Consider the following 15,551-nt stretch of genomic DNA (forward strand, 5'->3'; position numbering starts at 1 on the left):
GCATTGGCCGCTCTGCATACATTTGAGGGATGAGCAGAGCTTTTACCAAGGAACAGGATGACGCTCCGACAGATCTCGGTGAGCGTCCCATCAGCCCGCATCGAAATCTCGTCACGCCAGACGGCTTGAAGTTGATTGAGGCTGAACTCGCACGATTACAACGCGAATTGGCTGAGGCCAATGTCGCGGGAGAGCGCTCGACAATTGTGCGTCTTTCGCGCGATTTACGCTATTGGACCGCGCGCCGCGAGACAGCGGAGCTATCTGTGCCGGAGCCCGATAGCGATGTCGTGCGTTTTGGTATGACGGTCGATCTCGAAGATCTCGATGGAACGGCCCGCAGATGGACTATTGTTGGCGAAGATGAGGCTGATCCGGCCAAGGGTAAAATATCCCATATGTCCCCGGTCGCCATTATGCTGTTTGGCAAACCGGTAGGCGACGTTGTTATGATCAACGGTAAAGAGTGGGAGATCGTGGCTGCGAAGGTCTAATCTTCACCGACAGGCACGGAATGATCACGGAAAAATGCGGCAGCGCCCGTTTCATCGATTTCACTCGTTGATACCATCAGAACGAGTTGAATAATGTCTTCTTGCTCTGTTTCAAGACTGTAGCCATTGAAATACAAGAACAAGTCCGCTGAGGCCAGTCCTGTGCGCTTGTTACCATCTATGAAAGGATGGTTTTTCAAGATACCGAACAAATAGGCCGCCGCGAGATCGAAGAGATCGGGTTCACCATAGGCCTGCTTTTGCAAGGGGCGAGCGAGAGCGGAATCCAGTAAGCCTGAAACCCGGATTCCCGGTGCGCCACCATGCAGACGCAGTTGCTCATCGTGTAGAGCTTCAACAAATGCGCGAGAATGAAAATCAATCATTTCGCAAGAACGCGATAAGCCGTTTCGTATTTTTTCATCCGCTCGCGTGCGATCTGCATTTTCTTTTCGAAAACTTCGGGAGCGTCTTCGCTACGGGTTAGTCTCAGACCATTTGCGTCAGTTGTGAGAACAAGTGTATCTCCAGTGTGCAGATTGAGCCGCTCCAGCACTTCCTTAGGCAGGATGACGCCATCTGAATTGCCGATCTTGCGCAGGGTAACATTCATGGTTTTTCTCCAATGTTATAACTTGTGATATAACATTGGAGTTGAATTGTCCATATTGTTTACAGCCAGCCCTTCCTGCGGAAGTAGAAGAGCGGAAGCAGGGCTGATGCAACCATCAGGCCCAGCGCCATTGGATATCCCCATGGTGAGTTCAATTCCGGCATGAATGAGAAGTTCATGCCGTAGATGGACGCAACCAATGTCGGTGGCATGAAGCCCACTGCCGCCACCGAGAAAATCTTGATGATGGCATTTTGCTCGACAGAAATGAGTCCCACGATCGTATCGAGCAGGAATGTGACCTTATTGGACAGAAAATCCACGTAAGCAACAAGCGATTGCGCATCGCGTTCCAGCGACTTGATCCATGATCGCGTATCTTTCTTGGTAGCGACAGGACTGTTGATCGCGGAAAGATAAACAAGCATGCGGCTGACACCGGCAAGACTTTCACGCATACGGGATAGAAACGTTCCCTGTCCGCCGATCTGCGTGAGGATATGCCGGAAATCCTCAGTGGTCATTGGTCGGGCTTTTGGTTGCCGACGATAGATGGAATGCGAAGCTGCGTCGATCTTGCCAGCCACGCCTTCCAGGATGTCTGCAAGCCTGTTGGTGGTGGCCTCGATAATACCCAGCATGATGGACAGACCAGAGCATTTGGCAGGAATCACTCCGTTGCCGGGCTTTATTGCGCGGGTAATATACATGCTGACGGATTTGGGATTGGCGTAACGAACAGTGACGAGCCGCGAACCATGCAGGATGAAGGTGACCGGCGCCAGTTCGCGATGATCGAGATCAACGGCATGCAGAATCGAAACGGTCAGATACTGCGCACCATTTTCCATGTAGAAACGGCTCGATTCTTCAATTTCCGTCATATCCTCGCGTGTAGGAATGGAAATGCCAGTCCACGCCTCGACAATGTGATCTTCGTTGACGCCTGGTGCAAGCAAGTCGATCCATATGACATTATCGGGCAATGGGTTGCCCGGTTCTACCTCGACGCTTTCGAGATGATCTCCGTTAAGGCAGTAAAGCGTAATCATGCGGCACCCGGTCAAACAATCTCAATTCTATCCTGCTACATTGCGCGATAATTGTTAACGGAATGCGGCAGATACGGTTAAAGCAGATTGAGCGTATCTCGAAAAGTGTGAAACGGTTTTCAAACAAGACGCGTGTTAAAACAAACGTGTAGAGCGTCGCGCGTAATCCGCATTGACATGCAAGAATGCGACAGATAATTCATCAAGTCATCCGATGACTTTGGTGAATTATGGAAGCGGTATCAAGAAAAAGCTTGGCGGAAGCAGCCGAACAGTCCATCCGAGCTGAAATAACAGCCGGAAATTGGCGCGTGGGCGAGCAATTGCCGAATGAAGCAAGTCTCTCTGCCAGATTGGGAGTCAGCCGCGGAACAGTACGTGAAGCTGTGCGAGCGCTGGTAGCCCAAGGCATGCTGGAGACGCGGCAGGGTTCGGGAACCTATGTTTTATCTGCAGCTGACACCACCCGTAGCATTGATCGCATTCGCCATACGAGCCTGCGCGATCGTTTTGAAACGCGGGCTGCCCTTGAAGTTGAAGCGGCTCGGCTTGCGGCACAGCGGTCAACACCGGAAACGATCCGTCATCTTGAATTGAAGCTTGAGCAGCGTAGCAAACGTGCAGACGATAACAGAATTGATTTCGTTTCGCGGGATTTTGCGTTTCATGAAGCCATTGTTGCTGCATCGGGCAATAGCGCGCTGGTTGCGGTTTACGCGTTCTTTTCCCAGTCCATTCGGGAATCGATTGAAGCAACGCTCGATGGAGAGTTGCCAGAACCAAACCACGAAGAACATCGCGCAATTGTTGAGGCGATAGCGAGCGGAAATTCCGATCTCGCGGGGGCTGCGGTGCGTCGATTCATGGCGCCATTGATTGAAGAACTGGAAAGGCTGTTGGCATCATGAGCCATACGAATGAGGTTTCGTCGCATCCTGTGATGGAACAAGAACTGGCGCAACATGTAGAGCCATTTGTCGATGCGGAAGCCGATAGTGTGCCGCAGCCTGCCGCGCAGCGCCTGCCAAGTCCGGCTTTGCGTGTGTTGCTGGGTTTAAGCCTCGTGCTGATTGCCGCTAATCTGCGCCCTGTCTTTTCAAGTGTTTCAGTGCTTCTGCCTGAAATCATCGAAGCCACCGGCATGTCGGCGACTGCTGCGGGTATTTTGACGACCTTGCCGGTTGTCTGTCTGGGTGTATTTGCGCCTTTTGCCCCCCGTCTCGCGCAGCGGTTCGGTGCTGAGCGTGTATTGCTTTTTGTGCTCATTGTTTTGACCATCGGCACGGCAATCCGAGGTATCGGCAATTCAGCCTCTCTCTATATTGGTGCAACACTGGCTGGTGCGGCCATTGCTACGGGCAATGTTTTGCTCCCCGGCGTCGTGAAGCGCGATTTCCCGAAAACGGCTGCGATTATGACCGGCTTCTATACGATGGCGCTGTGTGGTGGTGCTGCCGCAGCTGCAGGGTTCACGATTCCGATTGAGCACATGCTCGGTGGTTCATGGAATCTGGCACTTGCATTCTGGGCTATCCCGGCAGCTCTCGTTCTTGCGCTCTGGTTGCCGCAGGCGCTGCGTGCAAAGCACAATGTTGCGCATTCCGGATTTAAGGTCATCGGGCTTTGGAAAGACAAGCTTGCATGGCAGGTTACGCTATTTATGGGGCTGCAATCCTCTATGGCCTACATCGTTTTCGGCTGGCTTGCTCCGATCTTACGCGAACAAGGCTTGAGTGCGACTGCGGCGGGAGGGCTCGTTTCCTTTTCCATCATGGTGCAGGTTGTCACCTGTCTTGGGATCCCGTCGATTGCTGTTCGACAGAAAAGCCAGAGTTTGCTCAACGCTGTGCTTTGTCTTTGCGCGGCCTTACCACTGATTGGTTTTCTCTATCTGCCACAATGGAGCTTCTGGATACTGGCTGCCATTCAAGGGATTGGGCAGGGTGGTCTGATTGCAGCGGCGATGATGGTGATCGTGCTAAGATCGCCGGATTCCCATACGGCTGCTCACCTCTCGGGCATGGCGCAATGCGTAGGCTATACACTCGCCTCCATCGGACCACTGGTCGTGGGAATGATCCATGGTGCAACGGGCAGTTTTGCCGCTAGTGGCATTTTCTTTGCGCTACTTGGCGTGGGGGCAGCCATCAATGGCTGGGGTGCTGGACGGGCACGGCATGTCGGTGTGAAAGTTGTCAAGGAAGCATAAGAAAAAGCCCCGGAAAACCGGGGCTTTTGTCTTTATAAGCAGTCTTAGACGAACTGTCCGAGGCCGGGGATCGATCCGACCACTGCGTCGACAGGTTCGTCGCCAGCCTTTTCTTTGGCAAAGCGAATGGTTTCTTTGGCAACGCCGGAGATTTCACCCATGCCGAGACCTGCACCCATCAGCTGAGTACCAAGGCCCATTACGCCGCCCATAAGGCCGGAAAGCAGGCCGCCACCCTTAACTTGAGAAATGGCTTCTTCGGCACCCGGAAATGCAGCCAGCAGCTGCTGTACTTTGTCAGCCGGGCCTTCCTTCTGCAGAAACGCCAGAATCATGCCAACAGCCTTCTGTGCTGTTGCTGCATCAATGCCTACGTTCGAGGTGATGCGCGCGATCAGTTCTTCCATGAGAGTCTCCCAAATTTCTTACGTTTACGTAATATGCATTCTAGTCAGCGCTTTGCAAGCTTTCCTAGTTCAAAATATTGGGAAATTCCTGCATTCTTATGACCACAAATTAAGTATCCAAGCCAAAATTCGGCTTTACCGTTGTTGCGCGACAATGGTGCTAGTATACCGTAAAAGAAGCAAATCTTTTACGGAGCGACCTGCCTGATGACGGCCGATGATGCAATTTTCCTTGGTGCAAGCCGCAAACCAGATGATTCCTATCAGCAACCTGAATATCTAGCGCTGAAATATGGGAACAGGCACGGGCTTGTAACCGGTGCAACAGGTACCGGTAAGACGGTGACATTGCAGGTCTTGGCTGAGAGCTTTTCGGCTGCGGGTGTTCCGGTTTTTTGCGCCGACATCAAGGGCGACCTTTCCGGTATCGCGGCAACAGGTATCATCAATGACAACCTGACCAAGCGTGCAGTCGAGATTAAGCTTGATCCTTATGAAATGCGGGCTTCTCCGGTCATTTTCTGGGATATTTTCGGCGAGCAGGGCCACCCTGTTCGGGCAACAATCTCCGAAATGGGACCGCTTCTGCTTTCGCGTCTGATGAATCTCACGGAAGCCCAGGAAGGCGTGCTTAATGTTGCTTTCCGTCTTGCGGACGAAGAAGGTCTGCTTCTGCTGGATCTTAAGGATTTGCAAGCAATGCTTGCAGAAATGGCAGAGCGTTCGGCGGAACTCTCTGCAAAATATGGCAATGTCAACAAGGCGTCTGTTGGTGCGATCCAGCGTTCATTGCTCGTGCTTGATCAGCAGGGCGGTTCCAAGTTCTTTGGTGAACAGGCACTGCGTATTAGCGATCTGATGCGTACCACGACTGACGGACGCGGTGTGATAAGTGTGCTTGCGGCTGACAAGCTGATGATGAGCCCGCGTCTTTATTCAACATTCCTGTTGTGGCTTATGTCTGAATTGTTCGAGGAATTGCCAGAAGTGGGCGATCCCGATAAGCCAAAGCTCGTTTTCTTCTTCGATGAAGCGCATTTGCTGTTTGATGAGGCGCCGAAGGCACTGATTGATCGTGTGGAGCAGGTGGTTCGCTTGATCCGTTCCAAGGGGGTCGGTGTGTACTTTGTGACGCAGAACCCGCTTGATGTGCCTGAAACGGTTCTGGCACAGCTTGGTAATCGCGTGCAGCACGCCCTGCGCGCTTACACGCCGCGCGAAACAAATGCGGTGAAGACAGCAGCCGATACTTTCCGCCCAAACCCCGATTTCAAGACATTTGAGGCCATCACCAATCTTGCAACCGGTGAAGCCCTTATTTCGACATTGCAGGCCAAAGGTGTGCCGTCGATGGTGCAGCGCACATTGATCCGTCCGCCATCGTCGCGAATTGGACCATTGACGCCAGATGAACGTGCCAAAATTATCGCGGCGAGCCCTGTTTCTGGTCAATACGATCAGACTGTCGATCGTGATTCCGCATTTGAAATGCTTGCGAGAAAGGCCGAGGCAGCGGCTGCAGCACAGCAGAAGACCAAGGAAGAAGAATCCGGAGAGGGTGGCAGTATTCTGGGTGATTTGCTTGGAACCGCATTGGGAACGGGGCGCCGTTCAGGACGTCAGACTGTTGCCGAGACTGCAATGAAGTCGGTGGTTCGGTCTGTCAGTAACTCACTCGGGCGCGCACTGGTTCGGGGTATTTTGGGTAGTTTCAAACGCTAAAGCATGTCGCCCAAAAGTGGGAACCGGTTTTGGGATAAAGACATGCTTGAAAACAAAGACTTAAAGCATGTCGCGGAAAAGTGGGGACCGGTTTTCCGTTAACGACATGCGTAAAAACAAAGACTTAAAGCGCGTCGTCTGGGTATAATCAAACGCGAAGTGCTTTAAGAACGCGACGTGTTATAAAAGAAAAAGCCCCCATAAAGGGGGCTTTTTCATTTGTTCATTAGAAATCAATTCAGACTACATAACCAGAATAGGCGACTTCGCAGGTACGCGATTATAGAGGTCAATGATGTCCTGGTTCATCAGGCGTACACAGCCCGAAGAAACGGCTTTGCCGATCGACCACCATTCAGGATTGCCGTGCAGACGGTAGATGGTGTCTTTACCGTCTTTGAAGATGTAGAGCGCGCGTGCACCGAGCGGATTCTTGAGGCCTGGAGCCATGCCGCCATTGCGTGAACTATATGGCTCGAGTTCTGGCTGACGGGCGACCATCTCATCCGGTGGTGTCCAGCGTGGCCATTCGCGCTTGTACTGGATGACTGCGCGGCCCGACCATGCAAATCCGTCGCGGCCAATGCCCACGCCGTAACGCATTGCCTGTCCATTGCCCAGCACGAGGTAAAGGAAACGGTTTGCCGTATCCACGACGATTGTGCCCGGCATTTCTCCGGTTGGATCCTGAACGACCTGACGCAGATAACGCTTGTCCATTTTCTGGATCGGAATAGCAGGGAGCTGATAGCCATTGTCTTCCGTGGCTGCATACATGGATGCCCAGCTTCCATAAGAAGAATCGACATTGACCTGCGGTGTCCTGTTAACAGGATTGCCCGAAGCATCCACATCGACAATTGGAACATTCTGCCCCAACTGAGCACAACCGGCGAGGCCGGCCGCCGCTGTTGCTGTCATGGCCGTAAGAAATGAACGGCGGGTAAGGGTGGTGTGCATATGAAAACCAGATTAGTGACGGGAGGAGCTACAGATACAACGGTTAGGGTTAATGAAGTGCGACCAACCCGTTGCTTTGATCGCAAGTTGCGGTGTTACGGAGATGCTGAACGCTTTTTGTTCGGCGATTTGTGAGGGCAAAACGCCCCATAAATGTGGCCTCCCGCCGGTCGGAATAAGGCCTAAACGTGGCTAATATGATGGGATGTGCCCCGTGTTGCTGCCGCGACACAATTTTGATTGCAACAGACGGTTATTGCATAAAGTTGCCCGTTCAAGTTTTAGTGAGATTCAATCAAGGAGCTGTAGGCTCGGTAGAATAAGCGCAGGCGGATATTGCTTATACTCGTCGGGCTGGTTGGAGCGATTGATCCAGACGGAGCGCATGCCGAATCGCGCCGCACCTGCAACATCCCATCGATTGGATGACTGAAACGAGATTGCAGATGGGTAGAGCCGCCATTGTGTGGTGACAAGTTCATAGACGGCGGGTGCGGTTTTGTAGCGGTGCACAGTGTCTACAGAGATTACGTCGTCGAGCAGGACATCAAGCGCCGATGATCTAACTGCGGCTTCCAGCATGGCCGGTGAACCATTAGAGAGAATAGCCAAACGTGCACCGCGGCTTTTAAGGTTTTTGAGTGCAACCGGCACTTCAGGATAACAGTCGAGTTTCCAGTAGGCGTCGAGAAGATCGCTGCGAAGGGAAGGGGCTACGGAAGGGTATCGCTCAAAAGCAAAATCCAGAGCCTCTTCAGTGAGCGTCCAGAAATCTTTGTAGGCTCCCATGAGGCTTATCACCCATGAGTATTCCAGCTGTTTGGCGCGCCAAAGTTCCGAGAATAAACGTCCATCAGGTCCGGCTTTGTCTTCATGTTTACGCACGGCTGAGTGCACATCAAACAATGTGCCATAAGCGTCGAAAACATAAGAATTATAAGACACCGATTTTCTCCGTTCGTTCATCAATCTTAAAAAAAGTAAAGTGGACCTTATCCTTATGCAATTTCAATAAAAATTCATTGCGATGAGCAGCGAATTTAGAATATGCGCCATTGCCGCCCGAGGCGTTGCGGCCTATGTAGATTGCGCACGCAAGTTTCCGGGTATGTATTCGCTCTGCCCCCAGTAGCTGCCTATTGCAAGCTGAAAGACAAGAGGAGAGTTCCAATGGCCTTTGAACTGCCCCCCCTTCCGTACGATTATGACGCACTTGTTCCGTTCATGTCGCGCGAAACGCTCGAATTCCACCACGACAAGCACCATCAGGCTTATGTTACCAACGGTAACAAGCTGCTTGAAGGTTCCGGTCTTGAAGGCAAGAGCCTCGAAGAAATCGTCAAGGAAAGCTTTGGCAAGAACCAGGCGCTCTTCAACAATGCCGGTCAGCACTACAACCATCTCCATTTCTGGAAATGGCTGAAGAAGGGCGGCGGCGGCAAGAAGCTGCCAGGCAAGCTGGAAAAGGCGATTGAATCTGATCTTGGCGGCTATGACAAGTTCCGCGAAGACTTCATCGCTGCTGGTGTAGGCCAGTTTGGTTCAGGCTGGGCATGGCTGTCAGTAAAGAACGGCAAGCTCGAAATTTCGAAGACTGCGAACGGTGAAAGCCCACTGGTTCATGGCGCAACGCCAATCCTTGGCGTCGACGTATGGGAGCATTCCTATTACATCGATTACCGTAATGCGCGTCCGAAATACCTCGAAGCTTTCGTCGATAGCCTCATCAACTGGGATTACGTTCAGGAGCTGTACGAAAAGGCATAATCGGCCGCGTCAGTGATAGAGATGAAGAGCCCCGCGAAAGCGGGGTTTTTCTTTGTCTGAATTTAGAAATCTAGAAAACATGATGAATACAATCATGGATTATATCCGTTTTTGTTATAATAAGGCGGAATATTGGAAATATTAAACAATGGTACTTTTATCATGTTTTTCACGTTCTCGTGAATTATCTGTAATAATCGATACAACCTCAGAAGGTTATTTTTGATTGTTGGGGTTTATTCGATGCCATTTGTTGCAATGGTAGCGATTGTATCGGATATTTGTACCACGGGACGAATTTTGTTCAATTTTTCGATGTGGAGAACCATATGCGTTCATTTTTCCTTGCTGTCACTTCAGTTGCAATTTTGACTGCCGGTATGGCTCATGCCGATGTGATTGCAGATCGTCAGGCGATCATGAAGGATATGGGGCGTTCTGTTGGACAACTCGCGCCGATGGTCAAAGGCGAGAAGCCGTTCGATGCTGCAACCGCTCTGGCTGCGCTTGAGAAGCTTGATGCTGACGCAAAGAAATTAGACGTCGATACATTGTTCCCATCGGGTTCTGATCAGGGCGACACCGAAGCATCGCCCAAGATTTGGGAAAGTAAGGAAGATTTCGTCAAGCACGCCGAAAAAATCCGTTCCGATGCCGCTGCCGCGCTTGCCGCAAAGCCGCAGGATCTTGATGCGTTGAAGCCAGCATTCCAGCAAGTTATTGCCAATTGCGGTTCATGCCATCAAGCTTATCGTGTGAAAAAGGACTAACTTGGCAAAACAATGGTCCGTAAACTCGCATATGTCGCAGGTGCTGTAATCATCATTGGTGCTGCTGCCTTCTGGGTGCTGACGACGCCTCAGACGGTGGATCAATCAGTGATTGCATCTTTGCAGCCGGGCGATGCTACCAAGGGCGAACAGGTGTTCTGGGCAGGAGGCTGTGCTTCCTGTCACGCCGCTCCCGGCGCCTCGGGTGAGGCCCGGAAGGTGCTGGCCGGTGGGCATGAGCTGATTTCGGATTTTGGCACGTTCGTCGCACCAAACATTTCTCCGTCAGAGCAAGGTATCGGCAACTGGACCCTGCATGATTTTGCCAATGCAATGCTGAAAGGCGTGGGACGCGCTGGAGAGCATCTTTATCCGTCTTTCCCCTACACGTCTTACGCCAAAATGCAGCCGCAGGACGTGGCTGACCTCTTCGCCTACATGAAAACGCTGCCCGCTTCCGATAATGTGTCAGCACCACATAAACTGGGATTTCCATTCAATATTCGTCGCGGATTAGGGCTTTGGAAGCAGCTCTATCTTTCTGACAAGCCCGTTGCGGACCTTGCAAGTGCGTCCGATCAGGTGAAGCGCGGCCAATATCTGACCGAAGCGCTCGGTCACTGTGGCGAATGTCATACTCCACGCAATGTCATTGGTGGACTTGATACCAAGCAATGGATGGCCGGAGCAGTATCGCCGGAAACCGGCAGCGATGGCCGTAGAGGCATTATTCCCAATATCACCATGGGCGAGGGCGGTATTGGCGAATGGGGCGAGAACGATATCGCCTATGCATTGCAAAGCGGTTTCACGCCAGATTTCGATTCACTGGGCGGATCAATGGCGGATGTCGTTGCCAACATGGCGCATCTGACGGATGCGGATCGTGCGGCAATTGCTGCATATCTCAAGGCCATTCCAGCGCATAAAAACGGTTATCCGCCAAGATGACCGTAAAAGATCAGGCGGTTCTGATTTCTTCCAGTCCAAGCTCCTTCATCATCACCTGTCGCATGACGAATTTCTGTATCTTGCCAGTTACAGTCATGGGAAACTCGTCCACGAAACGGATATGGGCCGGGGTCTTATAATGGGCGATGTGCTGCTTGCAGAATGCAATTAATTCTTCTTCACTAAGTTCTCGGTCTCGATGCAGCTTGATCCATACGCAGATTATCTCACCGAATTTATGATCTGGAACACCGAAAACCTGAGCATCGCTGATGGCCGGGTGGGTGAATAGAAATTCTTCGATCTCTCGCGGATAGATATTTTCACCACCGCGGATAATCAGGTCCTTGATGCGTCCGACGATGTTGCAATAGCCTTCCGCATCGATGGTCGCCAGATCACCAGTATGCATCCATCCGGCATCGTCAATTGCTTCCGCAGAGGCCGTCGCATCTGCCCAGTATCCACGCATGACGCTGTATCCGCGGGTTAGCAATTCGCCTTTCTCACCGCGTGATGCGATCTTGCCATCTGCATTGATAATCTTCACTTCGAGATGCGGATGAATGCGACCGACCGTTGAAACACGCCTTTCCAACGGGTCAGTCGTTGCACTTTGAAAGCTGACCGGACTTGTCTCGGTCATGCCATAGGCGATGGTGATTTCGCTTTGATGCATTTCACTGACCACCCGCCGCATGATCTCAATCGGGCATGGGGAGCCAGCCATGATGCCCGTGCGCAGACTGGTGAGATCGAAACGCGAAAACTCTGGATGATCGAGCATTGAAATGAACATGGTCGGCACGCCATGTAGACCGGTGCATTTCTCATCTTCGACCGTTTGCAGCGTGAGCAGAGGATCGAAGCTGTCATTGGGAATGACCATACAAGCGCCGTGTGTCACGCAGGCCAGATTGCCCAGAACCATGCCGAAGCAGTGATAGAAAGGAACAGGAATACAAAGTCGGTCCTGCTCGCTGAGCCGCATCGCTTCGCCAACGAAGAAACCGTTATTGAGAATGTTGTGATGGGTGAGCGTCGCCCCTTTGGGGCTGCCGGTGGTGCCACTGGTGAACTGGATATTAATCGGATCGTCAAATTGCAGCTCGTCTGCAAGCTGTAGCCGTTGTTTAATCGTGGTTGCATTGCCTGAAATTGCAACTTCGTCGAAATTAAACATGCCATCCGTCCGCTCTTCGCCCAGGCGAATGACGCAGCGCAGGTTCGGTAAATGCTCTGAGCTAAGATAACCGGGCCGCGCATCACCAAGCTCTGGAACAATAGAGCGAAGAATTTCAACGTAATTGCTGGTTTTGAGGGAAGGGGCAAGGATAAGCGCTGCGCATTCGACCTTTGCCAGAACGTGCTTGAGTTCATGCGCGCGATAGGCTGGATTGATATTAACGAGAATAAGACCTGCTTTTGCACTCGCAAACTGTGTGAGCAGCCATTCCACATTATTGGGCGACCAGATGCCTATGCGCTCGCCGGGTTGGAGGCCGATCGCAAGCAGCCCTTCGGCCAGAGCATCGGTACGGCTCTTCAACTCACTGTAGGTCAGCCGGATATTCTGGTGGCAAACGACTACTGCCGGACGGTTGGGATATTTCTCTGCTATCAGATCAAGATGGTTGCCGATGGTCTCACCAATGAGCGGCGTTTCGCTTGCACCGTGAACGTAGCTCGCCTGTTGCATATATCCAATACTCCCAATCGTTAGGTTATGCGCCTCTCGGACAACATGACATCAAGATGGAGGACGGAAAATCACAGTTTTGTGGTTAGAGCATTTGAGCCAAAAGTGCGATGCGGTCTTAACTGGATGTGCTCTAACGCTTTGTGCAACGCACCACCGTCGGCAGTCCGGCATTGGTGTATTTGCTCTGCATGGTATAGAGCCAGCCTTTGCACTCGGACATGGTTTTGAAGCAGCGAAAACGGTCGATAGGCACCAGCCCGTCACCATCGCTGACAAATGGGGAATCCTCCACGCCGCTGAATTGACCGACGATAACGCCACTGCCACGCGGCGGCGTATTACAACGCTGGCCCGCATATTCGCTGACGTTCTTGCGCACTTGTGCGCTGGCGGTTGTAACGGACGGCAAAGCAACCAGGGCAGAAGCGATCAAACTCAGTGAAGCTATTGAAACGGTGATACCGGAACGTAACATGGGCTTCTCCCTTGATCCGAAAGTTTTCAATCTTCCCCGCATTATACGATGTATAGGGAATTTTTCTATACTCAAGTTTTATTGAAAGTTCTGATGAATACTCACTAAATTAGTATATTGACCTTTCCCTGCGTTGTAGATTTTTTGAAAAAATATTGTATTTGTCCAGAGTGCTTCCGGCAGAAGAATGAAGTGATTTTGCTGGATGGGTTGGTCATCTTGACCGACCCTGAGTGTGCTGTAGAACACTGAAAATGAGAATTCCCGCCTAATAAAATCAGACGGGAATTCTCGGCGTTTTATTGTTCAAACCTTAAAAATTAAGCTTTGCCAACCACTTTCAGTGCAAAAGCATAGGTATAAGCGACTTCTTCCAGCCGTGAGAAACGACCTGACGCACCGGCATGGCCAGCGTCCATGTTGATGCGGAAGAGAACTGGATGATCGTCGGTCTTGAGCTCACGCAGCTTGGCTACCCATTTTGCCGGTTCCCAATAGGTAACGCGTGGGTCTGTCAGGCCAGCCACGGCGAGTATGCGTGGATAGGCTTGCGAACCGACATTATCGTAAGGCGAATAGGCTGCAATATTGCGATAATCGGCCTCGGAGGTGATAGGATTCCCCCATTCAGGCCATTCCGGTGGTGTGAGTGGCAATGTGTCATCGAGCATCGTGTTGAGCACATCGACAAATGGGACTTCCGCGATAATACCACCAAAAGCATCTGGTGCCATATTGGCAATCGCACCCATCAGCATGCCGCCTGCTGAGCCACCATGCGCGACGATGCGGTCGTGGCTGGTGAAGCCTTCTTTGACGAGATGCTTTGCTGCGGCGATGAAATCCGTGAACGTGTTGGTTTTTGTTTCACGTTTGCCGTTTTCGTACCAGGCGAAGCCCTTGTCTTTGCCGCCACGAATATGTGCGATGGCATAGATGAAGCCACGATCAACAAGCGAAAGCCGCGATGTGCTGAAACTTGCCGGAATGGTGATACCATAAGAGCCGTAGCCGTAGAGCAGACACGGTGCAGAGCCATCGAGCTTCGTGTCCTTATGATAGATCAGCGAGACAGGAACCAGCTCGCCATCAGCGGCTGGCGCAAGGATACGACGCGTTACATAGTCTTCGATATTATGACCCGAAGGCACTTCCTGCGTTTTAAGCAGAACGCGTTCGCGCGTGCGCATATTATAATCGAAGAGTTGTTCGGGTGTCGTCATCGAAGAATATGAGAACCGGATTACTTCGGTATCGTATTCAGCACTGCCATGAAGGCCAAGAGAGTAAGCTTCTTCATCAAAGGCGATGGCATGTTGTTCGCCGGTTCTACGGTCACGAATAACAATGCGCGGCAAGCCATTGTCACGCTCCATCCAGACCAGATGATGTTTGAAGGCGCCATGCGAAAGAATAAGACGTCCGGGCACTTCAGCGACGACTTCCTCCCAGTTTTCCGGCTGCGGTGCAGATGCTGGAGCGCGCATGATCTTGAAGTCTTTAGCGCCATCGACATTGGTCAGAATGAAAAATTCATCGCCACCCGGCGCGAGGTCGTATTCAACACCAGTCTTGCGCTCCATGACGAGCTGAGGCTTCGCAGCCGGGTCATTTGCAGGCAAAAGCCAACATTCCGAAGTTTCATGGTCGTGAATGTCTATGAAAACATAATCATCGAGCGAAGAGCCGCCAACGCCCAGGAAAAAGCCGGGATCCTGTTCTTCATAGATCAGCTTATCCTGCGCCTGTTCTGTCCCGATCTCGTGATAGAAAACCTTCGACGGCCGATGGTTTTCGTCCAGTAGAGTATAAAAGAAACCTTTGCTGTCCGCGTCCCAGGTGCCGCCTCCATTGGTATCGGTGAGTATATCTCCAAGGTCTGTCATGGAGTTCAAATCACGAATTCTGAGTTTATAAAACTCGGATCCCTTGTCGTCGTAACTCCAGATCAAACGATTGTGATCGGGCGAGTGGTCGGCTGAGGCGAGGCGGAAATAGGCCTTGCCCTCTGCCTCTCTGTCTCCGTCGAGGAGAATAGTTTCCGCGCCGCCATCGCGTGGCGTGCGAATGAAATAAGGCTGTTCGCCTCCGGTTCGATAAGAAACGCCATAAGCAAATGGACCGTCCTTGGAAGGGACAGATGAATCATCTTCTTTGATGCGACCGCGCATCTCAGCAAAAAGCTGCTTCTGGAGCGCATCCGTGTCCTGCATCAACAACGTTTGATAGGTATTTTCGGCCTCCAGATGCGTGCGAATTTCAGGCGCGAGAACGGACGGATCTTTGAAGACCTCCTGCCAGTTATCTGCGCGCAGCCATGCATAATCATCCGTGCGGGTAATGCCGTGGCGCGTGTCACTGGCCGGGTGCTTTGTTGCTTTGGGTGGCTGAGGAAAATTGGTGTCGTGTGGCATGTAAAATCCAGTAAA

Annotated in this window: 17 protein-coding genes; 8 read left to right on the forward strand and 9 right to left on the reverse strand. The window is 51.8% G+C overall.

The features are described from left to right. Window positions 1-29: 29 nt before the first annotated feature. A complete protein-coding gene (locus CEV33_RS17450) occupies window positions 30-494 on the forward strand; it encodes a GreA/GreB family elongation factor (protein ID WP_094541650.1) in 465 nt (154 codons plus the stop codon). Here the strand turns inward: CEV33_RS17450 and CEV33_RS17455 are convergent. From CEV33_RS17455 to CEV33_RS17465, 3 genes are read right to left on the reverse strand one after another with little or no spacing between them, the layout of a single operon-like run. Further along, window positions 491-880, reverse strand: a complete 390-nt coding sequence (locus tag CEV33_RS17455) for a type II toxin-antitoxin system death-on-curing family toxin (protein ID WP_094541651.1) — start codon at window positions 878-880, stop codon at window positions 491-493. The two genes, CEV33_RS17450 and CEV33_RS17455, sit on opposite strands and share 4 nt — an antisense overlap. Beyond that, window positions 877-1,107, reverse strand: a complete 231-nt coding sequence (locus CEV33_RS17460; protein ID WP_094541652.1) for an AbrB/MazE/SpoVT family DNA-binding domain-containing protein — start codon at window positions 1,105-1,107, stop codon at window positions 877-879. The genes CEV33_RS17455 and CEV33_RS17460 overlap by 4 nt, the downstream gene beginning before the upstream one ends. A gap of 59 nt (window positions 1,108-1,166) precedes the next feature. After that, window positions 1,167-2,159 carry a magnesium transporter CorA family protein gene (locus CEV33_RS17465; protein WP_094541653.1) on the reverse strand — a complete coding sequence of 331 codons (993 nt, stop codon included), beginning with the start codon at window positions 2,157-2,159 and terminating at the stop codon, window positions 1,167-1,169. Between the two features lie 230 nt (window positions 2,160-2,389). Here CEV33_RS17465 and CEV33_RS17470 point away from each other — a divergent pair, with 230 nt between their 5' ends. Next, window positions 2,390-3,067 carry a FadR/GntR family transcriptional regulator gene (locus CEV33_RS17470; RefSeq protein ID WP_094541654.1) on the forward strand — a complete coding sequence of 226 codons (678 nt, stop codon included), beginning with the start codon at window positions 2,390-2,392 and terminating at the stop codon, window positions 3,065-3,067. Window positions 3,068-3,099: 32 nt separating this feature from the next. Further along, complete coding sequence (locus tag CEV33_RS17475; protein ID WP_094541768.1) at window positions 3,100-4,368, forward strand: CynX/NimT family MFS transporter; 1,269 nt, start codon at window positions 3,100-3,102, stop codon at window positions 4,366-4,368. 44 nt (window positions 4,369-4,412) lie between these two features. Here the strand turns inward: CEV33_RS17475 and CEV33_RS17480 are convergent, their stop codons facing one another. Continuing rightward, window positions 4,413-4,775 (reverse strand): hypothetical protein, encoded by a 363-nt coding sequence (locus tag CEV33_RS17480; protein ID WP_094541655.1) that lies wholly within the window; start codon window positions 4,773-4,775, stop codon window positions 4,413-4,415. Window positions 4,776-4,982: 207 nt separating this feature from the next. Here CEV33_RS17480 and CEV33_RS17485 point away from each other — a divergent pair, with 207 nt between their 5' ends. Next, window positions 4,983-6,497, forward strand: coding sequence for a helicase HerA-like C-terminal domain-containing protein (locus CEV33_RS17485; RefSeq protein ID WP_094541656.1), 1,515 nt, complete (start codon window positions 4,983-4,985; stop codon window positions 6,495-6,497). A gap of 67 nt (window positions 6,498-6,564) precedes the next feature. Next, window positions 6,565-6,645, forward strand: coding sequence for a tRNA lysidine(34) synthetase TilS (gene tilS, locus CEV33_RS24810; protein WP_128093624.1), 81 nt, complete (start codon window positions 6,565-6,567; stop codon window positions 6,643-6,645). A 95-nt stretch (window positions 6,646-6,740) separates the two neighbouring features. Here the strand turns inward: tilS and CEV33_RS17490 are convergent, their stop codons facing one another. Next, window positions 6,741-7,457: a L,D-transpeptidase gene (locus tag CEV33_RS17490; RefSeq protein WP_094541657.1), complete on the reverse strand. Its 717-nt coding sequence runs from the start codon at window positions 7,455-7,457 to the stop codon at window positions 6,741-6,743. Between the two features lie 291 nt (window positions 7,458-7,748). After that, a complete protein-coding gene (locus CEV33_RS17495) occupies window positions 7,749-8,402 on the reverse strand; it encodes a haloacid dehalogenase type II (protein WP_094541658.1) in 654 nt (217 codons plus the stop codon). 225 nt (window positions 8,403-8,627) lie between these two features. Here CEV33_RS17495 and CEV33_RS17500 point away from each other — a divergent pair, with 225 nt between their 5' ends. The 3 genes from CEV33_RS17500 to CEV33_RS17510 all read left to right on the forward strand — a co-directional run bounded on the left by CEV33_RS17500 (window position 8,628) and on the right by CEV33_RS17510 (window position 10,945). After that, window positions 8,628-9,224, forward strand: coding sequence for a superoxide dismutase (locus CEV33_RS17500; RefSeq protein WP_094541659.1), 597 nt, complete (start codon window positions 8,628-8,630; stop codon window positions 9,222-9,224). 329 nt (window positions 9,225-9,553) lie between these two features. Next, window positions 9,554-9,994, forward strand: a complete 441-nt coding sequence (locus CEV33_RS17505) for a c-type cytochrome (protein ID WP_094541660.1) — start codon at window positions 9,554-9,556, stop codon at window positions 9,992-9,994. Window positions 9,995-10,006: 12 nt separating this feature from the next. After that, window positions 10,007-10,945, forward strand: a complete 939-nt coding sequence (locus CEV33_RS17510; protein ID WP_094541661.1) for a cytochrome c — start codon at window positions 10,007-10,009, stop codon at window positions 10,943-10,945. Window positions 10,946-10,955: 10 nt separating this feature from the next. On the opposite strand, the gene CEV33_RS17515 is transcribed toward CEV33_RS17510, so the two are convergent. The 3 genes from CEV33_RS17515 to CEV33_RS17525 all read right to left on the reverse strand — a co-directional run bounded on the left by CEV33_RS17515 (window position 10,956) and on the right by CEV33_RS17525 (window position 15,536). After that, entirely contained in the window at window positions 10,956-12,644 is a 1,689-nt protein-coding gene (locus CEV33_RS17515) for an AMP-binding protein (protein ID WP_094541662.1), read from the reverse strand. A gap of 133 nt (window positions 12,645-12,777) precedes the next feature. After that, entirely contained in the window at window positions 12,778-13,122 is a 345-nt protein-coding gene (locus CEV33_RS17520) for a hypothetical protein (RefSeq protein ID WP_094541663.1), read from the reverse strand. Window positions 13,123-13,442: 320 nt separating this feature from the next. Continuing rightward, complete coding sequence (locus CEV33_RS17525) at window positions 13,443-15,536, reverse strand: S9 family peptidase (protein ID WP_094541664.1); 2,094 nt, start codon at window positions 15,534-15,536, stop codon at window positions 13,443-13,445. Window positions 15,537-15,551: the final 15 nt, after the last annotated feature.

This window comes from Brucella grignonensis (assembly GCF_002252505.1).
In the GTDB taxonomy this organism is placed as follows: domain Bacteria; phylum Pseudomonadota; class Alphaproteobacteria; order Rhizobiales; family Rhizobiaceae; genus Brucella; species Brucella grignonensis.